Here is a 21,019-nt window from a genome sequence, read left to right on the forward strand (position 1 = left end):
CGGGCCGGGGCCGCGGCCGTGCCTAGCGTGGCGGACCATGCACGAGCTGTCGATCGCCGCCGCCGTCGTGGAGAGCGCCGAGGACGTCGCCCGCGAGCACGGGGCGGACGCGGTGGCGGCCGTGACGCTGCGGATCGGCGAGCTGGCGGGTGTGGTCCCGGAGGCGCTGCGTTTCTCCTTCTCACTCGTCGCCGAGGGCACCGCTCTCGACCGCGCCGAGCTGGTCATCGAGGAGGTACCGGCGCGGGCCCGCTGCGGCGGCTGCGACGCGCGCTTCGCGGTCGGTTCGCCGCCCGCGTTGTGGTGTCCGCACTGCGACACCCCGGCGGCCGAGTTGCTGACCGGCCGGGAACTGGAACTGGCGGAGGTACGAATGGCAGGGAGCCCGTGATGTGCCGCAGCGTCGACGTACAAACGGCCGTGCTGGCCAAGAACGACGGTCTGGCCGCGGAACTCCGCGCCGATCTGGCCGCGCGGCGGGTGACCGCCGTCAATCTGCTCTCCAGTCCCGGCAGCGGCAAGACCGCGCTGCTGGAGCTGGTGCTGCGCCGGGCCCGCGAGCGCGGACTGGCGGTCGCCGCCCTCACCGCGGACCTGGCCACGGAGAACGACGCCCGGCGTCTGGCCCGCTCCGGGGCGCCCGTGAAGCAGGTGCTGACCGGCGGTCTGTGCCACCTCGAGGCCGCGCAGCTGCGCGGCCTCATCGACGGCTGGCTCCCGGACGGGATCCGTCTGCTGTTCGTCGAGAACGTCGGGAACCTGGTCTGTCCCGCCTCCTACGACCTCGGTGAGACGCTGCGCGTCACGTTGATGTCGGTGACGGAGGGCGAGGACAAGCCGCTGAAGTACCCGACCGCCTTCGGCGCCGCCCATCTCGTGGTGCTGACGAAGACGGACCTCGGCGATGCCGTCGGCTTCGACAGCGCCGTCTTCTCGGCAGCGGTGGAGCGCGTCAATCCCGGCGTCGAGGTCCTGCGCACCTCGGCCCGTGACGGGCAGGGCGTCGACACCCTGCTGGACCGGGTCATCGCCGTCGCGGACGGAACGGTGCCGCACGCCCCGCTGCTCGCGGCGGACCATCTGCGCCGCCACGGCCACGACCACGGCCCCGCCGAGACCCACGGCCACGACCACGGCCCCGCCGAGACCCACGGACACGACCACGGCCCCGCCGAGACCCACGGCCACGACCACGGCCCCGCCGAGGCTCACGACGCCCACGGGCACGACCACGACCACGACCACGGGCGTGTCGCCCCGGCCACCCCCGCGTGATCCCCGCGACGACCGCCCAGGGCACGACCGCCCCGGGCACGGCCGACCCGGCCGCGGTACGGCGGCGGGTGACCGTGCGCGGGACCGTGCAGGGCGTGGGGTTCCGCCCCTTCGTGCACCGTCTGGCGGCTGAGCTGGGCCTCGCGGGCCACGTGCGCAACGGCGTCGAGGGCGTGGTCGCCGAGGTGGAGGGCGCGCCGGAGTCCGTGGCGGAGTTCTGCCGGGCCCTGACCGGGCGGCCGCCGCCGCTGGCGGACGTGCGGGAGGTGGCGCAGGAGACCGTGCCGGCCCTCGGCGCGGCCGGGTTCGTCATCCACACCTCCGAGGGCGGCGGCGCGGGCCGGACGCTCATCCCGCCGGACATCGCGACCTGCGAGGACTGTCTGCGTGAGCTGGCGGACCCGGCCGACCGCCGCCACCGGCACCCGTTCATCACGTGCACGCACTGCGGCCCCCGCTTCACCATCTCCACGGCTCTGCCCTACGACCGGGCGACGACCACCATGGCCGCGTTCCCCCTGTGCCGGGAGTGCGCCACCGAGTACGCGGATCCGGCCGACCGCCGCTTCCACGCCCAGCCGGTGGCGTGCCACGACTGCGGGCCCCGGCTGCGGCTCACCGTCCCCGGCGGACGTCCGTGCGAGGGCGGGGCGGCTCTCGCGGAGGCACGGCGGCTGCTGGCGCGGGGCGCCGTGCTGGCCGTCAAGGGGCTCGGCGGCTACCACCTGGCCTGCGACGCCACCGACGAGCGGGCCGTCGCCGCCCTGCGCGGGCGCAAGGAGCGCGGCGGCAAACCCTTCGCCGTCATGTGTGCCGACGCGGCGGTGGCCGAGCGGCTGGCCCACATCGGCCCGGAGGAGCGGGAGGTCCTGACGGGCCGTCGGCGGCCGATCGTGCTGCTGCGCCGCCGGGAGGGGGCCGAGGGGCTCGCCGACTCGGTGTGCCCCGGCAGCCCGGACGTCGGGGTGATGCTCCCGTACACCCCCCTGCACCGGCTGCTGTTCGGCCTTCCGGGTGATCCGCCGGGCCCCGACGTCCTGGTGATGACCAGCGGCAACCGTTCCGGGGAGCCGATCGTCACCGACGACACCGAGGCGCGGGAGCGGCTCACCGGGATCGCCGACGCCTGGCTGTGGCACGACCGGGTCATCGAGGTGCCCTGCGACGACTCCGTGGTGCGTGTGCGTGCGGACGGGGGCGGCGAGGTCGTCCTGCGCCGGTCGCGCGGCCACGTCCCGGAACCGGTCGCGCTGCCGGTCCCCGTCTCCCCCGCGCTCGCCGTGGGCGGTGACCTGAAGAACGCCCTGTGTCTCGGGGCGGAGGGCAGTGCCTGGTTCTCGCCGCACATCGGTGACATGGGCGACCTGGCCACCGTACGGGCCTTCGAGCGGGCCGAGGACCGTCTGCGCGCGCTGACCGGGGTCGAACCGGAGCTGCTCGCCGCCGACCGGCATCCGGGCTACCACTCGACCCGGTGGGCGAAGCGGACGGCCGAGGCACGTGCCCTCCCCCTGCTTCCCGTGCAGCACCACCACGCCCACATCGCGTCCGTGATGGCCGAGCACGGTCTGGACGGCGGCGCGCGGGTCATCGGCGTCGCGTTCGACGGCACCGGGTACGGCGACGACAAGGCGATCTGGGGCGGAGAGGTGCTGATCGCCGGCTACGACGGCTACCGCCGCTTCGCCCATCTGCCGTACGCGCAACTGCCCGGGGGTGACGCGGGCGTGGCGAACCCCTGCCGTATGGCGCTGGCCCGGCTGCGGGCGGCCTGTCTGCCCTGGGACGCGGACGTGCCCTGTGTCGCCGCCTGCACGCCCCTCGAACTGCGCCTGCTGGAACAGCAGTTGGACCAGGACATCGCCTGTGTACCGACCTCCAGCATGGGCCGGCTCTTCGACGTGGTCTCCTCCCTGGCCGGTGTCTGCCACCGGTCCCGCTACGAGGCGCAGGCCGCGATCGAACTGGAGGCGGCCGCGGCCCTCGCCTGGCCGGAGGAGACCGGGGCGTACGTCTTCGCCGACGGCCTGGACCCCGGGCCGGTGCTGGCCGCGATCGTGGCCGACGTGCGGCACGGGGTGCCCGTTCCGGTGATCGCCGCCCGTTTCCACCGCGCGGTGGCGGTGGCCGTGGCGAAGGTCTGCCGGGCCGCCCGCCGGGAGACGGGAGCGGAGGTGGCCGCGCTGTCGGGCGGGGTGTTCGCCAACGCGCTGCTGGACGCCGAGTGCGCGGCGCTGCTGGACGCGGACGGCTTCACGGTGCTCCGCCACCGGCGGGTGCCGCCGAACGACGGCGGCCTCGCGCTCGGCCAGTTGGCCGTGGCGGCTCACAGGGATCGACGGCAACGACAAGGAGGACGCTGATGTGTCTTGCGGTGCCCGGCCGTGTGGTCGGGATCGAGGACCGGGACGGCACGCGCATGGCGCGTGTCGACTTCGGCGGCGTGGTCAAGGAGGTGTGCCTGGCCTACGTCCCGGACGTCGAGGTGGGCGAGTACGTCATCGTCCACGTCGGCTTCGCGCTGCAGCGGCTGGACGAGGAGTCGGCGCGCGCCTCGCTGGAACTGTTCGAGCAACTCGGCCTGCTGGAAGAGGAGTTCGGCGACGCGTGGGCGCGGGCCGAGGCGGAGGGAGCGGCCACGGACATCCCTGGGCAGCATGAGCAGGAGGGCGTGCGGTGAAGTACATCGACGAGTTCAACGACCCGGAGCTGGCCCGCCGGCTGCTGGACGAGATCCGCGCCACCGTGACCCGGCCCTGGGCGATGATGGAGGTCTGCGGCGGGCAGACCCATTCCATCATCCGGCACGGCATCGACCAACTCCTGCCCGACGAGGTCGAGTTGATTCACGGGCCCGGCTGCCCGGTGTGTGTGACGCCGCTGGAGATGATCGACAAGGCGCTGGCGATCGCGTCCCGCCCGAACGTCGTGTTCTGCTCCTTCGGTGACATGCTGCGCGTGCCCGGCACCGACCGTGACCTGTTCCGGGTCAAGGGCGAGGGCGGCGACGTCCGGGTGGTGTACTCGCCGCTGGACGCCCTGGAGATCGCCCGGCGCGAGCCGGACAAGGAGGTCGTGTTCTTCGGCATCGGCTTCGAGACCACCGCCCCGGCCAACGCGATGACCGTCCACGAGGCCCGCCGCCTCGGCATCCGCAACTTCAGCCTGCTGGTGTCGCACGTGCGCGTGCCGCCCGCGGTCGAGGCGATCATGACGGCGCCCGAGTGCCGGGTTCAGGCGTTCCTCGCGGCGGGCCACGTGTGCAGTGTGATGGGCATGGCCGAGTACCCCGACCTGGCCGAGCGCCACCGGGTGCCGATCGTGGTGACCGGCTTCGAACCGCTGGACATCCTGGAGGGCGTGCGCCGTACGGTCCGTCAGCTGGAGCGCGGGGAGCACCGGGTGGAGAACGCCTACCCGCGTGCGGTGCGCGAGGCGGGCAACCCGGCCGCGCTGCGCATGATCGAGGAGGTCTTCGAGGTCACCGACCGCGCCTGGCGCGGCATCGGCGTGATCCCGGACAGCGGCTGGCGGCTGTCGGAGGCCTTCCGGGCGTACGACGCGGAGCACCGCTTCGACGTCGGCGACGTGCGGACCGTCGAGTCCCCCGAGTGCCGCAGCGGCGAGGTGCTGCAGGGACTGATCAAGCCCCACGAGTGTGCCGCGTTCGGCACGACCTGCACGCCGCGCACTCCGCTGGGCGCGACGATGGTCTCCAGCGAGGGCGCGTGCGCGGCGTACTACCTGTACCGGCGGCTGGAGGTGGCCCCCGTTGGCTGACACGGACGCGATGGTGCCGGTCGTGAACCCCGCGAACTGGTCGTGCCCCATGCCCCTGCGCGACCACCCGGTGGTGGTGATGGGCCACGGAGGTGGCGGGGCGCTGTCCGCCGAGCTGACGGAGCACCTCTTCGCCGCGGCGTACGGCAACGAGACACTCGCCGCGCTCACCGACTCGGCGGCGGTCGAACTGGGCGGCGCCCGGCTGGCGTTCTCCACGGACTCCTACGTCGTACGGCCCTTGTTCTTCCCCGGCGGCAGCATCGGGGACCTGGCGGTCAACGGCACGGTCAACGACCTGGCGATGAGCGGCGCCCGGGCGGCCTACCTGTCCACGGCGTTCATCCTGGAGGAGGGCGTCCCGCTGGACGTGGTGGGACGCGTCGCCCAGGCCGTGGGGGCGGCCGCCTCCGCCGCCGGGGTGACGGTGGCGACGGGTGACACCAAGGTCGTCGAGTCGGGTCACGGCGACGGGGTGTACGTCAACACGTCGGGGATCGGGCTCATCCCGCAGGGCGTCGACATCCGTCCGCAGCGGGCGACTCCGGGAGACGTGGTCATCGTCAGCGGGCCGATCGGCGCCCACGGTGTGGCGGTGCTGAGCGTGCGCGAGGGGCTGGAGTTCGGGTCCGACGTGGTCAGCGACACCGCGCCGCTGGGCGGGCTGGTGGCCGCGATACTGGAGGTCACGCCGGACCTGCACGTGCTGCGCGACCCGACGCGGGGCGGGCTCGCCACCTCGCTGTGCGAGATCGCCACCGCGTCCGGCACCGGTGTCGTCCTCACCGAGAGCGCCGTCCCCGTACCCGAGTCGGTGGCCGCCGCCTGTGGCTTCCTCGGCCTGGACCCGCTGTTCGTGGCCAACGAGGGACGCCTGGTGGCGTTCGTGCCGCCCGAGCACGCCGACGCCGTCCTCGCCGCGATGCGCGCCCACCCGCAGGGCGCGGGCGCCGCCGTCATCGGCCGTTGCGTGTCCGAGCATCCGGGCATGGTCGTCGCCCGGACGGGACTCGGCGGCACCCGCGTCGTGGACCTGCCCCTGGGCGAGCAACTGCCCCGCATCTGCTGAGCGACGGCCCCCAACGACCCGGCCCGCGCCCTCCCGGCGGGCCGGGTCCGCCTCCGCGCGCTCAGGGCCGGTCGGGCCTGGGCCTCGCGTTCCGCAGCCGGATGCCGCTGAACCCCAGCGTGCTGGTGATCACCGCGTCCCAGAACTCCCAGAGGTTGTCGAGGACGCGCAGTTGGATGCCGGCGTCCCGGTGAAGCTGGAGCAGGTCGCCGACTCGCTCCGCCGGTCCCAGGGGTTCTACGGGCTCGGTCGCCACCAAGGCGTGCGATACCGGATCGCCGAACGGCCGGAACGCGGAGGCGGAGAACCGGTAGGCGAACAGTTCGACGCGCAGGAACCGTTTCAGCCAGCCGTACTCGATCGCGTGCACGCGCTCGCCGCCGCCCGGCCCGAGGACGCGGTCCCGGTCCGAGGCGGACGCGCCCGGTACGGTCCACGCCATGGCTCTAGGGCACTGGCGGGGGAACCAGTAGTCCGGGGCCCGGGCGTCGTCGACGGCCCACACGTACGCCTCATCCTGCTGTGCGGTGGCGGCGACGTGCGGGCGGAACACGGTGATGGTGGGGTCCTCCGAGAAGTGCAGCACTTCTCCGGGTCGTGGGCGCATGCCGCGGTTCTATCGCACGCACCCGCCCGTCGTGCGATGCCCGGGTGATTCATGACTCGAGGTCGTCGGCGAAGTGCCGGAAGCCCTGCCGGTCACGGTGGATGCCCCAGAGGGTGTCGGCCAGTACCGCCGGGTCCTTCCTGTGGTGTCCGGGGACGATCGCGCCGGGGATGACGAGCTGCGCCACATGGATGCCCTCGGCACCGAGCGTGTCGTGCAGCATCTGCCCGTACGCGCTCTCGGCGGCGAAGGCGATGGAGGTCCCGGCGCGGTCCGGGTGGGGAACCACGGCGGTGCCGCCGTTGACGAGGAGGACGGTGCCGCGACCAAGGGCGCGCATGCCGGGCAGTACCTGCCGCACGGCGGCGACGGGCCCGTGGACGGAGAACTCGATCGGCCCGGCGAGGTCGGCCGGAGTGGTCTCCAGGACCGGCCGCATGAAGTCCCGGTGCGGGACCGGGCTGTACTGCAGGATCTCGATCGGCCCCAGCTCCTTGTGCGCCGCGTCGAGGGCGGCGACGAGGGTGCCCGGGTCGCGTACGTCGGCGGCGAAACCGCGCGCCGCGATGCCCTCCTCGGCCAGGTCGGCGGCGAGGGCGTTCGTCCGCTCCTGGTTGCGGGAGACGAGCGCGACGGCGAAACCCTCACGGCCGAAGCGGTGCGCGACGGCGGCGCCGAGACCGGGGCCCGCCCCGATGATGGCGATGGTGGTCATGGTGTTCCCTCACGTGGGCGGTCGGTTCGGTGTCCGAGTCGAGTGTCAGTGCGGCGACGCCCGTTCTACACTCGAATCACTTCGGAGGCGGTGACCCGGACCGGGTCGACAGGAGGTGATCCGCGTGAAGGCGCGGTCGTTGGTGTTCGACCTGTTCGGAGACTACCTGCGCTATCGCGGCGGAGAGGTCAGACTGCGCACGCTCGTGGCGCTGATGGAGTGCTTCGAGGTCCCCGAGGCCACGGTCCGCGTGGTGGCGGCGCGGATGCGCAAGGAGGGCTGGCTGGACAGCCGGCGAGAGGGACGGGAAACGGTCTACGCCCTCACCGACGCGGCCTGGGAACTCCTCGACGAGGGGCGCGCCCGGATCTTCGAGCGGGCGCGCGGCCCGTGGGACGGCCAGTGGCACATGGTCGTCTACTCCGTCCCGGAGACCGAGCGGGCGCTGCGCGAGCAACTGCGCAAGAAGCTCGCCTGGTTCGGCTTCGGCCCGCTCTCCTCGGCGATCTGGCTCAGTCCGCACGACCGCGTCGGTGACGTCCTGAACGCCTTCGACGGCGTGCCCGCGGTGAAGCTCGACACGTTCCGTTCCCGCTCGGCGGGGCTGGAGGCCGACCGGGACATCGCCGCCCGGGCCTGGGAACTGGACAAGCTGAACCAGGAGTACGCCGACCTCCTGGACGTCTACCGGCCGCGGCTCACCGGCTACCGGGCCGGCACCCTCCAGGGGGCGGCCGCGCTCGTGGAGCGGATGCGCCTGATCCACGACTACCGCCTCTTCCCCTTCCGCGACCCCGACCTGCCGCCCGAACTGCTGCCCGGAGGCTGGCACGGGCGCCTCGCCCACGAGGCGTTCCTGGAGGCGCACGGCCTGCTGCGGGCCCCCGCCGAGACGTGCGTGGACGAGCTCATCGACACGGCCTGAGGGCCGGCACGGACCCTCACCGAACTCAATACGTTTCACCTTCTAGACGACCGTCGAATATTTGTCGTACGTTGGTGGTGGCTGGTCACTGCGGCTCCAGCCGGTCATTGCTGCTCCGAAGGATCGGTGAGCTCATGCGTATCGCAGTGGTGGGAGGCGGGCCGGGCGGGTTGTTCTTCGCCGCCCTCATCCGGCAGGCGGACCCGTCGGCCGAGGTCACCGTCTTCGAACGCAACCGTGCCGACGACACCTTCGGATTCGGCGTCGTGTTCTCCGACCGCACCCTGGAGGCGATCCACGCGGCCGATCCCGTACTGCGTCAGGCGCTCACCGAGCACGGCCGGCACTGGGACGAGATCGAGGTCCGGCTCAAGGGCGAGCGGATCCGCTGCGGCGGCAACGGGATGGCGGCGGTCGTACGGCGGACGCTGCTCCTGCTGTTGCGGGAGCGGGCCCGTGACGTCGGTGCGGCCTTGAGGTTCTCCACCGAGGTCACGCTCGACGACCTGCAGGGCTACGACCTCGTCGTCGCGGCGGACGGGACGGGGTCGCGGATCCGTGAGGCGCTCGGGCCGGGGCTCGGCGCGAGTGTCGAGACCGCCACGGCCAAGTTCATCTGGTTCGGCACGGACTACCTCTTCGACGGGCTCACCTTCGTCCACGAGCGGAGTCCGGACGGAGTGTTCGCGGTGCACGGGTACCCGATCTCCGACACCGTCTCGACGTTCATCGTGGAGACCGACGAGGCGTCCTGGCGGCGCGCCGGTCTCGACGAGTTCGACGTGACCCGGCCGCCCGGTGCGAGCGACACACGCTCCCAGGAGTACCTGGAGAAGCTGTTCGCCGAGCAGATCGACGGCGGGCGGCTGCTGACCAACAACTCCCGTTGGGGCAACTTCCGCACCCGGCGCACCCGCCGCTGGCACACCCTGGACCCGCGGCCCGTCGCCCTCCTCGGGGACGCCGTGCACACCGCGCACTTCTCGGTCGGGTCCGGCACCAAGATGGCGATGGAGGACGCGGTGGAACTCTCCCGCGCCCTCGCCGGCCACCCCGGCGACCTGTCCGCCGCGCTCACGGCCTACGAGCGGGCAGCCCAGCCCTCCGTACGCGGGATCCAGGACTCGGCACGGCCCAGCCTGGCCTGGTGGGAGCACTTCGGCCGCTACCACGACACGTTCGAACCGTGGCAGTTCGCCTACCACTTCCTCACCCGCAGCATCGGCGACGCGCGGCTCGGCCGTCGCGCACCGGACTTCGTCGCGGCCAGCCACAGCAGCTGGGTCGCGACGTACGGTGCGGAACCCCTTGAGACGCCTTTCGAGAGTGCGCTCTGGTCCGCTCGGGGCCGCGTCGTCGACGTACTGACGGGAGCGGAGGGCGTTCCCGTCGCCGTACGAGGTACGCAGGACCTGCCGTTGGCGGCACACCCGGCGCCCGGTGCCTGGGGCGCCCTGCTGACCGCTCCGGACACCGAGGCCGGGCTGCCCGAGGTCTTCGCCCTGCTCTCCGAGCTCGCCCGCCCCGCCGGCGCGGACGGTCCCGGCGGTCCGGAGCTGGTGGCCGTGCGGGGCGGTACGCCGCTCACCCGCACCCTCGTGTGCGAGCGGGCCCGGATGCGGGAGAGGCTCCCGGCACTCGCTATCGAGACGGAACCCGACCGCGACCGGGCGGTCACCACGGTCCTCTCGGGCCGTGCCGACCTCGTGGGAGTCACCCGGTGACCAGCACCCTGCCCACCGCTGTCGGCAGCGGTCCGCGTCCCCTGCGCCCCCTGTTCGCGCCGCGCGGCATCGCGGTCGTCGGCGCCTCCCGGAGCGCGGGCAAGCTCGGCGCGGCGATGGCCCGTTCGCTGTCCGGCTTCGCCGACGCCGGGGGCCACCTGGCGCTCGTCAACGGCCGCGACGACACCATGTACGGATCGGTCGGCGAAGCCGCTGGACACGGTCCCGTCGACCTCGCGGTGATCTGCGTGCCCGCGGCCTCCTGTCCCGATGTGCTGGCCGAGGCCGCAACCGCGGGGGCGCGCGCCGCGGTGGTCTGCGGCGGAGGGTTCGCGGAGGCGGGCGGGCCCGGCGTCGCGTACCAGCGCCGGCTCGCCGAGGTCGTACGGGCCACCGGCATCCGGCTGCTGGGCCCGAACACCAGCGGTTTCCTCGCCCCGCACGCGGGGGTGACCGCCAGCTTCGTGCCGGGAGTGGCGCGGGTCCGGCCCGGGCGGGTGGCCGTGGTCGCGGCGAGCGGCGGTGTCAACCACGCGCTGGCGTTCGCGTTCACCGAGGCCGGGCACGGGCTGAGCCTCGCCGTCGGTCTCGGCAACGGCGTCGACGTCACCGCTGCGGACGTGCTCGACCACCTCGTCGACGATCCGGGGACGGGGGCCGTCGCGCTGCACGTGGAGTCGGTGCCGGACGGGCCCCGGCTGGTCGCCAGTGTGCGCGCGCTCGCCGCCCGGCGCCCGGTCGTCGCCCTGGTCGTCGGCCGGCACGACGTGGGTGCCTTCGCGGCCTCGCACACCGGGGCGCTCGCCACCTCCTGGCGGACCACGCGGGCCGCTCTGGCGCAGGCCGGCGCCGTGCTCGTCGCCGACGAGCGCGAGCTGGTCGACGCCGTGGGCGCGCTCGCGGTCACCCGCGCGCGGCCCCGCGCCGAGCCGGGCGTCGGCGTCGTCACCGCACAGGCGGGTCCAGGACTGCTGCTCCTCGACGACCTGCGCGGGCGCCGTGCGCGCGTACCGGAACTGACGGCCGCCACCCAGGACACCGTGGCCGGGCTGCTGCCGCCGCTGACCTTCCAGCGCAACCCCGTCGACACCGGCCGCCCCGGGCCCGAGCTGGGCGCCGTGCTGGCCGCCGTCGGCGCGGACCCGGGCGTGGACGTGATCGCGGGATACGCGCTGCACGAACCGGACGCCGTCGACATCGTGGCCGCCGCGCGGGAGGGCAGCGCCGCAGGTGTTCCCCTCGTTCTGGGACTCGGTGGTACCGGCGAGGAGGTCGTGCGGAGCCGAAGGGCGTTGCTGGAGGCGGGGATCGCCGTGGCCGCCGACCCGCGCGGCGTGGCCGCCGCCACCGCCGCCCTGCTGGCCGACGCGCGGGCCCGGGTGCCCGCCGTACCACCGACCGAACCGGCCGACGTTCCCACCGGCCTCACGGGCGGCCACGACGAGGACCGGGCGAAGGCCGTGCTCGATCGCCTCGGTGTGGCGACGATGCCGCGGCGGGCCTGCCCCGACCGGGCCGCCGCGCACACCGCGCTCGCCGAACTGGGCGGCCCGGTGGCGGTGAAGCTGCTCGACGCGGCGGTCCTGCACAAGACCGAGATCGGCGGAGTGCGCCTGGGCGTCGGGACGGCCGCCGAACTGGACGTGGCGCTCGACGCGCTCGACGCCGCGGGCGCCCGCCGCTACCTCGTGGAGTCGATGGCTCCGGCCGGGGTCGACCTCGTCGTCGGTGCCCGCCGCGATCCCGTGTTCGGTCCCCTGGTGCTCCTCGGGCTGGGCGGCACCACGGCCGAGGCGCTGGCCGACGTCGCGATCCGACTGGCCCCGCTCGCATCGGCCGAGGCCGCCGCCATGCCGGACGAACTGGCCGGGCGGGCCCTGCTCGCCGGCTGGCGCGGAGGGCCCGTCCTCGATGCCGGGGACCTGGGCCGGGTCGTGGCGGCCCTCGGGGCCCTGCTCACCGCCAACCCGCTCCTCGACGAGATCGAGATCAACCCCTTGCGGCTCACCGCGCACGCTCTCGTCGCGCTGGACGCCGTCATCGTCACCAGGGAGGCCGACGATGCCCACCCCGATCGCTGAGAACACGGTCCCCTGGCCCGAGGCGGAGGCGGAACGCTACGTCGCCGAGGGCTACTGGGCGGGCGTGCCGCTGGGCACCCTGCTCCAGCAGGTCGCCGACAGGGTTCCTGACGCCCCCGCCCTCGTCGACCCGGCCGCGCTCGACGGCACCGGACTGCGCCTCACCCACGCGGAACTCGCGGAACGGGCCGACGCGGCCGCCGGGCGGCTGCTGGACCTGGGAATCGCGGCGGGCGACCGCATCGTCGTGCAGCTGGGCAACGGCTGGGAGTTCGTGGTCCTCACCCTCGCGTGTCTGCGTGCGGGCATCGTGCCGGTGATGGCCCTGCCCGCCCACCGGCGCGCCGAACTCGGCCATCTGGCCGTCCACGCGGAGGCGGTCGCGATCGCGGTGCCGGACGTCCTGCGCGGCTTCGATCACCAGGCTCTCGGCCACGAGCTGGCCACCGAGGTGCGCGCCGCCACGGGAGCGGACTGGCACGTACTGGTCGCGGGAGACCGTATGGCGCCCGGCAGCGTGGATCTGCGCGCGCTGTGCGCCCCGGCCACCGACGCGAAGGCCGACCGCGCCCGTCTCGACGCGTCCGCCCCCGCCGCCCGTGACGTGGCCGTCTTCCTGCTGTCCGGGGGAACGACCGGACTGCCCAAGCTCATCGCCCGGACCCACGACGACTACGCGTACAACGCCCGGGCGAGTGCGGACGTGGCCGCCGTCGGGGCGGACACGGTGTACCTGGTGAGCCTGCCCGCGGGACACAACTTCCCGCTCGCCTGCCCCGGCATCCTGGGCGCGCTGCTGGCCGGCGGGCGGCTCGTCACCCTGCCGTCCCCGGAGCCCGCCCGCGCGTTCGCCACGATCGAGGCCGAGGGCGTCACGCACACCGCTCTCGTGCCGGCCGTCGCCGCCAGGTGGATGGAGCACGCGGCGGAACACGGTTCGGGCGGGCTCGGGAGCCTGCGGGTCGTGCAGGTGGGCGGCGCCCGGCTGGCCGACGAGCTGGCGTACAAGGTGAAGCCCGTGCTCGGGGCGACGCTCCAGCAGGTCTTCGGCATGGCGGAGGGACTACTGAACTACACCGGTCTCGACGACCCGGACGACATCGTGTGCACCACCCAGGGCCGGCCGTTGTGCCCGGCCGACGAGGTGCGGATCGTCGACGCACTCGACCAGGACGTCCCCGACGGGCAGCCCGGGCTGCTACTCACCCGCGGCCCCTACACGCCCCGTGGCTACTACCGGGCCGCCGAGCAGAACGCCCGGGCCTTCACCTCCGACGGCTGGTACCGCTCCGGCGACATCTGCCGCCGCACACCCGAGGGCAACCTGATCGTCGAAGGCCGCGACAAGGACATGATCAACCGGGGCGGCGAGAAGATCTCCGCGGAGGAAGTGGAGAACCTCGCCTACCAGTTGCCGTCCGTGAGCCAGGTGGCCGCGGTCGCCATGCCCGATCCCCGGCTCGGCGAGCGTGTGTGCCTGTACGTCGTCCCGCGCGCCGGCGAGACGGTCACGCTCGACGAGATCCGCGGCCTCATGGAGGAGGCCGGAGTCGCCCGCTTCAAGTTGCCCGAACGGCTCGTGGTCGTGGACGAACTCGCGTCGACGAAGGTCGGGAAGGTCGACAAGAAGGCGTTGCGGGCGGACATCGCCCGGCGGCTGACCGCGGAGACGACACCCTGACGCGTACCGAGACTGCCGGAGACGCCGAGGGGCGGGTGCCGTGGACACGGCGCCCGCCCCTCGGTATGTCCGCTGGACTCAGCTGCACTTACGTCCGGTGTTGATGCACTGGACCGCCTTGTTCATCAGCCGCGCGTCGAACACGTTGATGAAGTCGTCGTGGTCCGTGATCGGCTTGTGCGCCTGCTCCGGGAAGCCGTCCACCGCGTAGAACGGACGGGTCTTGCCGTTGTCCTTCACGCTGGGCGCGTCCACGTCGTACACCATGCGGTGCACCAGCTGCGGAATGGCCCTGAAGCCGCTGGGGCAGTTGCCGCTCGCGTCGGCGAACGCCACGTGCGTGCGGTGGTTGGCGCTGTCGATGTTCTTGCCGTCCCAGCAGCTCTGGTACTTGAAGGTACGCACCACGTCGCTGCCCGACGGGCAGAGCGGGTACTTGTCCTTCAGCTGCACCTTGTTCTCGAAGCCGGTGCAGCTCCAGGAGGCGTTGGCGTTGGCCGGGCCGTTGGTGAACGCCTTGGCGTCACCGGTGATGATGCGCAGGAACTTCGGCATCGCCACGACCTTGCCGCGCGGGCTGCCGGCGAAGGTCAGGGTGGACGACCTGGCCGTAAGGATCTTGCCGATGTTGCCCTCGGCGCCGCCGCCCTGCTTACCGGCGTCGAACTCCTTGGTGCCGTCCTGCAGGCGCAGCACCGGCCAGTAGTAGGAGGACTTGTCGCCCTGGTTCTTGCAACTGGTCCTGGCCTTGGCGAAGTCCTGGTCGGTCGCGAAGGCGTTGTTGGACTGGTTGCCGACGTAGTCGTGCGTGTGGTGGGCACCGTTGGTGACGCCGGGCGCGACGATGACGTTGTCGGTGTTGTAGAGCTTGTTGGCGTTCACGCCGCACTTGGTGGCGAAGGTACCCGTCGAGGCCTTGCCCGACTTGCGCTGGGCGCTCACGTTGGGGCGGACCTTGGTGATGTCCACGTAGTCGGCGGAGACGGGGCCTCCGGCGGCGGCCTGGCCGGCGTTGCCGCCCGCGCCGCCCTGGTTGTTGCCGCCTTGGTTGTTGCCGCCCTGGTTGTTGTTGCCGCCCTGGTTGTTGCCCTGACCGGCGTTGGTCTGGTTGCCGGTGGCACGCAGGGTGCAGGCGGCCAGGGCGTCGAGCCCCTGGGGCTTGGTGCCCACACGGCCGATGGCGATGACGATCCGGTCGATCGTCGCCTTCCGCTTGTCCTTCAGCGGATTCACGATCGCGTTCTGCGCGAAGCCGGCGTCCTGCTGGATCGCCCGCTGGGACGTGGACAGTCGCTGGTAGGCCTCGGATATCTGCTTGTCGAGGAGCGCCAGTTCCTTGTCCACCTGGGTACGTGCCTGGGCCGGCACCGCCGTCAGCTTCTGGCCGACGTCGGGGCAGTCGATGGTGGATGTCGCGGCCGCCGCGGACTGCGCCTGGGCGGACTTCTGCGCCGAGTTGGTCTCACCGGCAGAGGCGTAGATGTTCGCCGCCACGATTCCACCGGCCCCCAGGGCCAGCGCTGCTACCGCGCCCACCGCCCGAACGGTGGTGTTCGATCTCTTTCGCGAGTTGCGTCTCATCAGGCCTCTCTGCACTTTCTTGAACTTCTTCTGAGCCGGCTGGACATCCGGTATGGGCGAAGCTCTCTTCGATACGGATGTGAGCGCCGATTGTTCAGCGAATTCACAGATTCATGCTTTCCTCCATCCATAAGCGAGGCATCGGCACATGAGTCCGGCAGGACACGAGTAAACCGGCGATAGCACGACAGATGCAGGACGCACGTTTCAGGCCACGAGAGATGCACGTCGCGGGTGACTCGCGTCACGTACAAAACGACCACAACACACAGTATGAGCTCTGAGGGCTCAAGGATTTACCGCCCTGACCTGGGTCTCTAACCTCCCGGCAACAGCTGCCAGAAGGCACGCGCCAGAAGGAGAACCATGGCCAGATCCAGCCACCTCGGCTCACACGACGTCGCCGCCACGGGCGCCGCCCCCGGGCTCCGCCTCTCCTCCCGTCGCCGCCCCGCGACCGCCCTCGGCGTGGTCCTCGCGCTCGGACTCCTGGCCGCCTGCGGGGGCGGCGACGACGGCAAGCCCACGGTGGCGGAGAACAAGATCTCCGCCGGCAAGGTGCCCGGCTACTACCCCAAGGACTACAGCGACCTGATCGAGGCGGCGAAGAAGGAGGGCGGCAAGCTCACCGTCTACTCCAACCTCGGCGACGAGAACATGGCTCCCATCGTGCGGGACTTCAAGAAGAAGTACGACTTCATCAAGACCGTCTCGGTCAACGAGCTCGACAGCGACGAGCTGTTCCAGAAGGTCCTCTCGGAGAACGCGGCCGGCAAGTCGCCCGCGGACGTGCTGATCTCCAGCGCGGCGAGCGCCTGGACGAGTTTCTCGCAGCGCAAGAACACGGTGCTGGACTACAAGTCCCCGGAGCTGTCCGAGCTCGGCGCCAGTGCGGAGCTCCTGCCCAGCGTCTACTCGATGTCGCAGGACCCGATGACGATCGCCTACAACACCTCGCTGATGGAGAAGCCGCCGACGAGCATGGCCGACCTGGCGAAGATCGTGACCGCCGACAAGGGCAAGTTCAAGAACAAGGTGACCGTCCGCGACCCGGAGGGCTCGTTCGGCTTCTCGGTGACCCGCGCGCTCACCGAGGGCAACCCCAAGGCGTGGGACGCGCTGGAAAAGATCCTCCCGCTGACCCGTCCGGAGACCTCCTCCGGGACGCAGCTGGAGAAGATCGTCTCCGGTGAGTACACGGCCGGCTTCCTGATCAGCGCCTCACCGGCGTACCCGGTCGTCGAGGACAGCGCCGGTCTGGTGAAGATCGTCTTCCCCGAGGACGGCACCGTGGTCCTGCCCCGCGGCCTCGGCATCGCCGCCCAGGCGCCGCATCCGGCGACCTCCAAGCTGTTCCTGGACTTCGCGCTCTCGGAGGAGGGTCAGCGCGCGGTCGCCGAGGGCGGTCTGGCGTCGTACCGGAAGGGCGTGAAGGGCGAGGGCCTGCACACCTACCAGGAGGTCGTCGACAAGGTCGGCGAGGACAAGATCATCCACGTCGACTACGCCGCCGTCTCGAAGAACGACACCGACGCCTGGCTCGAGCACTTCAGCCGACTCCAGAAGTAGGCAGCCACGGGACGATCGGAGTCAGAGCAGATGTCAACCCTCACCCCACCCCCGCCGGTCGGCACTTCGGCCGACGAACATGAAGAAGCGTTCAAACCGCCACGCTACCGCCGCCCCCTCGGCATCGGACGGGACCAGGTCGTCCAGTACGCCGTCCTCGCGTTCCTCGCCGTCCTCGTACTGGCTCCGATCGTCCCGACGCTCTACCAGAGCATCCGTAACCGTCCGCTCTACGAGGCCGGCGGAGCCTTCACGGTCCGCGGCTACGTCGACCTCTTCACGGACGCCGGCTTCGGCGAAGTGGCCCTCAACACGCTGCTGTTCGCCGGGCTGACCACGCTGCTGAGCCTGGCCATCGCCATCCCGATGGCCATCGTGGTGGTCCGCACCAAGCTGCCGGGCGGCCGGCTCGTCGCGCTGGCGATGCAGTGGCCGTTCTTCATCTCGTCACTGATCCTGGGCTTCGGCTGGATCATCATGTACGGCCCCGCCGGGTTCGTCAGCATCAAGGTCCAGCAGGTCTTCGGCGGCGTGCCGTGGAACCTGTACTCGATCCCCGGGATGGCTCTCACGGAGGCCGTGGCGCTCGCCCCGATCGCCTACGTGTTCTGCGCCAACGCGCTGCGGCAGTCCGACGCGTCCCTGGAGTCCGCGGCGCAGGTCTGCGGTGCCGGGCCGCTCAGGATCCTGGGACAGGTGGTCGTCCCGCTGCTGCGGCCGCCCATCGTCTACAGCGCCATTCTGGTGTTCTCCGTGTCGATCGAGACCCTCAGCGTGCCGCTGCTGTACGGCCAGCCGGTGAACATCGACGTCTTCTCGACGTTCCTCTACCACAACGGACTGCAGTCGGTGGACCCCGACTACACGATGCTGGGCGCCGCCTCCACGATCATCCTGTTCGTCACGGTGAGCCTGGTGGCCGTGCAGGCCAAACTCCTCAAGGACGCCGCCCGGTTCGTGTCGGTGCGCGGCAAGGTGACCCGCCCCCGCAGGCTCGACCTCGGCTGGCTGAAGTGGGTGAGCATCGTCTGCATCTGGTTCTACGTCGTCGTGGGCGCCCTGGTCCCGATCGCCGGCCTGGTCTTCCGTTCCTTCACGCTGGTCTTCACCCCGCTGCAGTCACCGTTCAGGACGGTCACCACGCAGAACTACGAGATCGTCTTCGACTCCGACAACTACGTGCAGTCCCTGTGGAACAGCCTCATCGTCGCCGGCGTCGGCTCGGTGCTGGTCAGCGCCCTCGCCGTGGTCGCGGTGATGGTCTCCCGACGCTCCACCTTCCGCTTCGGGCGGGCCGTGGAGTACCTCGCGCTGATCCCGCAGTCGCTGCCCGGCATCATCATCGGTATCGGCTTCTTCTGGGCCTTCGCTCTCGCGCCGTTCGGCGTCGGCTCGCTGCTGCAGGGCACGGTCTACGCCGTCATCATCGCCTTCGGCATGCGCGCCCTGCCCAGCGCGTTCGGCTCGGTCGCCCCGGCCATCATGCAGATCGGCGGCGAACTCGACAACGCGGCCCGGGTGTCCGGCGCCGACTGGCTGATGACGTTCTTCCGGGTCCTGCGGGCCCTCATCACCCCCGCGTTCGCCGGAGCCCTCGTGCTCACCTTCGTGATCATGCTCAAGGAGTACTCGCCGGCCGTGTTCCTGAGCTCCGCGGACAACAACATCCTGGGCACCACCATGCTCAGCCTCTGGACCCAGGGCCGGGCCGGATCCGTCGCCGCACTGGCAACCCTCCAGATCGCCATCACCGCGGTCTTCGTCGCACTCGCAGGACTGCTCATGAAGGGAAAGCACCATGCCTGAGGTGACCGTGAAGAACCTCGCCAAGACCTTCGGGGACAACTCCGTGCTGTGCGACGTCACCTTCACCATCAAGGACGGCGAGTTCTTCACCCTCCTGGGAGCGAGCGGCTGCGGCAAGTCCACCACGCTCAACTGCGTCGCCGGACTGGAACAGCCCACCGAGGGCTCCATCACCATCGGCGGAAGACCCTTCGTCGACGCCTCCGCGGGGGTGTTCCTGCCGCCCGAGGAACGCAACCTCGGCATGGTGTTCCAGTCCTACGCGCTCTGGCCGCACATGACCATCGCCAAGAACCTCGCCCTGCCCCTCACCATCCGCAAGGTTCCCAAGGAGAAGCAGAAAACCCTGATCCACGAGGCGCTGGACAAGGTCGGCCTCGCCGAGCTGCGCGACCGCTACCCGCACCAGCTCTCCGGAGGCCAGCAGCAACGCGTCGCCCTCGCCCGCGCGTTGGTCTACTCCCCCACCGTGCTGCTGCTCGACGAGCCGCTGTCCAACCTCGACGCCAAGCTCCGCGAGCAGGCCCGCGCCTGGCTCAAGCGCCTGCAGGAGGAACTGGGCATCACCACCGTCTACGTCACCCACGACCAGGAGGAGGCCCTCGCCCTGAGCGACCGCATCGCGGTCATGGAGGGCGGCAACATGATCCAGATCGGCACGCCGCACGAGATCTACGAGCGGCCCGCCTCCCCGGCGGTCGCCGCCTTCGTGGGCCGCTGCAACTTCCTCACCGGCCGCGTGATCGGGCAGGAGGGCAGGCGCTACCGGATCCTCCTCGACTGCGGCGACGACGTGGTGCAGGTCGACAGCGACGAGCGCGTCCCGGCCGGTCACTCCGTCACCGTGGCGATCCGCCCCGAGCGACTGGAGGTCGTCGCGCACTCCGGCACGACGTCCGCCGTCAACCAGCTGAGGACCCAGGTCCTCACCAGCTCCTACGTCGGCTCCCGCTACGAGTACGACGTCCGGCTCGGTGACCAGGCCGTCCAGGTCCTCAGCGGCAACGGCGGCCTGTCGGGCGAAGTGGTGCTCGTCTTCGACCCGGCGCAGGCGCTGCTGTACCAGGACAAGGTCGAACTCCCCGAGGAACAGCGCGATCTGCTGACCGTCAGCTCCTGAGTGGAGGGGGAGGCGTCGTCTTTACGGCACGCCCGGAGTCCGGGGCCCGGGGAGCCCAGGGAGGTCGACATGGCTCCCCCGGCCCCGGCCGGGCGTCTCAGTCGTCGGGGATGCCCGTACCGCTCAGGACCGGGACGGTCTCCTCACGGTGGGTGAGGGAGCGGGCGCCGAGCCGGAACTGGTCGAGCCTGTCGACGATTCTCCGGCCGACAGGGGTATGGCCCCAGATGCTGATGCCCTGGTGGGTGGTGGGCTCCCAGGTGTTCTCGTCGAACGATGGACGGCGTACGGGACCACTTCCTCGCGTACCGGGACGTCCTCGATCCCGCCACCGAGCTCGGCATCCACACCCACCACAACCTCGGCCTCGGCGTGGCCAACACCGTCGTCGCCGTGGACCGCGGCGCGGTACGCGTCGACGCCGCGCTGGCCGGCCGGGGGGGGGCGGGCGCGGGCAACTGCCCGCTGGAGGCGTTCATCGCCGTCGCCGACCTCATGGGCCGGCAGCACGGCGGTGACCTCTTCCCCCTCATGGACGCGGCCGACGATCTCGTACGTCCGCTTCAGGACCGCCAGGTACGGGTGGACCGCGAGGTACGGGTGGACCGCGAGACCCTCAGCCTCGGCTACGCGGGTGTGCACTCCAGCTTCCCAGGACGTGATCACTGACATCGCGCTGGACCTGGCCGAGGATCTCGCGGAGGGGCGTCTCAACCTCCCCCAGGAGTCCCTGGACGAGCACGGGGTCACCCGCGCCGACCTCGAATTCGCCCGGGACACCCCCGGCACCCGGGCCCTTCTGTCCCACGTCCTCGGCCGGGCGCGTCGGTCACTGGACGCCGGGCGGCCGCTGGCCGGTCTCGTACCGCCCGAGGGCCGTCCGCTGTTCCGCGCCATGATCGGCATTGAGGACCTGACGGCCCGGGCGGCGCAGGCCAAGGGGGCGGCGCTGCTGCGCGGCCCAGCCCGGCCCCCACTGTCCAGGACCCTACGGCTGCTCCTCGGCGAACGCCGTGGCGGCCTTCCTCGCGGGCAACGGGCGTGAGCCAGGCGTTTCCGCCGAGCTCGAAACGCACTTTGTTGCCG

The 21,019-nt window shown here is 71.7% G+C and carries 17 protein-coding genes and 2 pseudogenes; 15 read left to right on the forward strand and 4 right to left on the reverse strand.

Annotated elements, in window-relative coordinates:
- Positions 1–37: 37 nt before the first annotated feature.
- From hypA to hypE, 6 genes are read left to right on the forward strand one after another with little or no spacing between them, the layout of a single operon-like run.
- Positions 38–391, forward strand: coding sequence for a hydrogenase maturation nickel metallochaperone HypA (hypA, locus tag AB0959_RS25890; RefSeq protein WP_366828938.1), 354 nt, complete (start codon positions 38–40; stop codon positions 389–391).
- Positions 391–1,275 (forward strand): hydrogenase nickel incorporation protein HypB, encoded by an 885-nt coding sequence (gene hypB / locus AB0959_RS25895; protein WP_366828939.1) that lies wholly within the window; start codon positions 391–393, stop codon positions 1,273–1,275. Before hypA ends, hypB begins: the two co-directional genes overlap by 1 nt.
- On the forward strand, positions 1,272–3,638 hold the full coding sequence (gene hypF / locus AB0959_RS25900) for a carbamoyltransferase HypF (RefSeq protein ID WP_366828940.1): 2,367 nt from the start codon (positions 1,272–1,274) through the stop codon (positions 3,636–3,638). The genes hypB and hypF overlap by 4 nt, the downstream gene beginning before the upstream one ends.
- Positions 3,638–3,955 carry a HypC/HybG/HupF family hydrogenase formation chaperone gene (locus AB0959_RS25905; RefSeq protein ID WP_366828941.1) on the forward strand — a complete coding sequence of 106 codons (318 nt, stop codon included), beginning with the start codon at positions 3,638–3,640 and terminating at the stop codon, positions 3,953–3,955. The genes hypF and AB0959_RS25905 overlap by 1 nt, the downstream gene beginning before the upstream one ends.
- Positions 3,952–5,055 carry a hydrogenase formation protein HypD gene (hypD, locus tag AB0959_RS25910; protein WP_366828942.1) on the forward strand — a complete coding sequence of 368 codons (1,104 nt, stop codon included), beginning with the start codon at positions 3,952–3,954 and terminating at the stop codon, positions 5,053–5,055. The genes AB0959_RS25905 and hypD overlap by 4 nt, the downstream gene beginning before the upstream one ends.
- 10 nt (positions 5,056–5,065) lie before the next feature.
- Positions 5,066–6,124: a hydrogenase expression/formation protein HypE gene (gene hypE, locus AB0959_RS25915; protein WP_366829039.1), complete on the forward strand. Its 1,059-nt coding sequence runs from the start codon at positions 5,066–5,068 to the stop codon at positions 6,122–6,124.
- Positions 6,125–6,185: 61 nt separating this feature from the next.
- Here hypE and AB0959_RS25920 read toward each other — a convergent pair whose 3' ends face one another.
- Both AB0959_RS25920 and AB0959_RS25925 read right to left on the reverse strand, forming a co-directional pair.
- Entirely contained in the window at positions 6,186–6,731 is a 546-nt protein-coding gene (locus tag AB0959_RS25920; protein WP_366828943.1) for a DUF6886 family protein, read from the reverse strand.
- A gap of 49 nt (positions 6,732–6,780) precedes the next feature.
- Positions 6,781–7,446: an SDR family NAD(P)-dependent oxidoreductase gene (locus AB0959_RS25925; protein WP_366828944.1), complete on the reverse strand. Its 666-nt coding sequence runs from the start codon at positions 7,444–7,446 to the stop codon at positions 6,781–6,783.
- Positions 7,447–7,570: 124 nt separating this feature from the next.
- Here AB0959_RS25925 and AB0959_RS25930 point away from each other — a divergent pair, with 124 nt between their 5' ends.
- From AB0959_RS25930 to AB0959_RS25945, 4 genes are all read left to right on the forward strand, one after another.
- On the forward strand, positions 7,571–8,371 hold the full coding sequence (locus AB0959_RS25930) for a PaaX family transcriptional regulator C-terminal domain-containing protein (protein WP_366828945.1): 801 nt from the start codon (positions 7,571–7,573) through the stop codon (positions 8,369–8,371).
- Between the two features lie 134 nt (positions 8,372–8,505).
- Positions 8,506–10,095, forward strand: coding sequence for an FAD-dependent monooxygenase (locus tag AB0959_RS25935; protein WP_366828946.1), 1,590 nt, complete (start codon positions 8,506–8,508; stop codon positions 10,093–10,095).
- Positions 10,092–12,176 carry an acetate--CoA ligase family protein gene (locus tag AB0959_RS25940; protein ID WP_366828947.1) on the forward strand — a complete coding sequence of 695 codons (2,085 nt, stop codon included), beginning with the start codon at positions 10,092–10,094 and terminating at the stop codon, positions 12,174–12,176. The genes AB0959_RS25935 and AB0959_RS25940 overlap by 4 nt, the downstream gene beginning before the upstream one ends.
- Positions 12,157–13,857, forward strand: a complete 1,701-nt coding sequence (locus AB0959_RS25945) for an AMP-binding protein (protein ID WP_366828948.1) — start codon at positions 12,157–12,159, stop codon at positions 13,855–13,857. The genes AB0959_RS25940 and AB0959_RS25945 overlap by 20 nt, the downstream gene beginning before the upstream one ends.
- Positions 13,858–13,935: 78 nt before the next feature.
- Here the strand turns inward: AB0959_RS25945 and AB0959_RS25950 are convergent, their stop codons facing one another.
- The gene (locus tag AB0959_RS25950; protein ID WP_366828949.1) at positions 13,936–15,438 is read right to left on the reverse strand and encodes a DUF1996 domain-containing protein; all 1,503 of its coding nucleotides are present in this window, start codon (positions 15,436–15,438) and stop codon (positions 13,936–13,938) included.
- Between the two features lie 366 nt (positions 15,439–15,804).
- On the opposite strand from AB0959_RS25950, the gene AB0959_RS25955 reads away from it, so the two are divergent.
- Genes AB0959_RS25955 through AB0959_RS25965 form a run of 3 tightly spaced genes read left to right on the forward strand, consistent with a single transcriptional unit; the run spans position 15,805 to position 19,933 of the window.
- On the forward strand, positions 15,805–17,007 hold the full coding sequence (locus tag AB0959_RS25955; protein ID WP_366828950.1) for an extracellular solute-binding protein: 1,203 nt from the start codon (positions 15,805–15,807) through the stop codon (positions 17,005–17,007).
- Between the two features lie 30 nt (positions 17,008–17,037).
- The gene (locus tag AB0959_RS25960) at positions 17,038–18,813 is read left to right on the forward strand and encodes an iron ABC transporter permease (RefSeq protein WP_366828951.1); all 1,776 of its coding nucleotides are present in this window, start codon (positions 17,038–17,040) and stop codon (positions 18,811–18,813) included.
- The gene (locus AB0959_RS25965; protein WP_366828953.1) at positions 18,806–19,933 is read left to right on the forward strand and encodes an ABC transporter ATP-binding protein; all 1,128 of its coding nucleotides are present in this window, start codon (positions 18,806–18,808) and stop codon (positions 19,931–19,933) included. Before AB0959_RS25960 ends, AB0959_RS25965 begins: the two co-directional genes overlap by 8 nt.
- 97 nt (positions 19,934–20,030) lie before the next feature.
- Here AB0959_RS25965 and AB0959_RS25970 read toward each other — a convergent pair.
- Positions 20,031–20,204, reverse strand: a pseudogene (locus tag AB0959_RS25970) (extradiol ring-cleavage dioxygenase); the annotation flags it as partial.
- Here AB0959_RS25970 and AB0959_RS25975 point away from each other — a divergent pair.
- A pseudogene (locus tag AB0959_RS25975) lies at positions 20,201–20,584 on the forward strand (4-hydroxy-2-oxovalerate aldolase); the annotation flags it as partial. The pseudogenes AB0959_RS25970 and AB0959_RS25975 overlap by 4 nt on opposite strands.
- Before the next feature lie 7 nt (positions 20,585–20,591).
- Positions 20,592–20,978 carry a squalene/phytoene synthase family protein gene (locus AB0959_RS25980; protein ID WP_366828955.1) on the forward strand — a complete coding sequence of 129 codons (387 nt, stop codon included), beginning with the start codon at positions 20,592–20,594 and terminating at the stop codon, positions 20,976–20,978.
- The last annotated feature ends 41 nt before the right edge of the window (positions 20,979–21,019 follow it).

It is taken from the genome of Streptomyces sp. NPDC046862 (genome assembly GCF_040704615.1).
Taxonomy (GTDB): Bacteria; Actinomycetota; Actinomycetes; order Streptomycetales; family Streptomycetaceae; genus Streptomyces.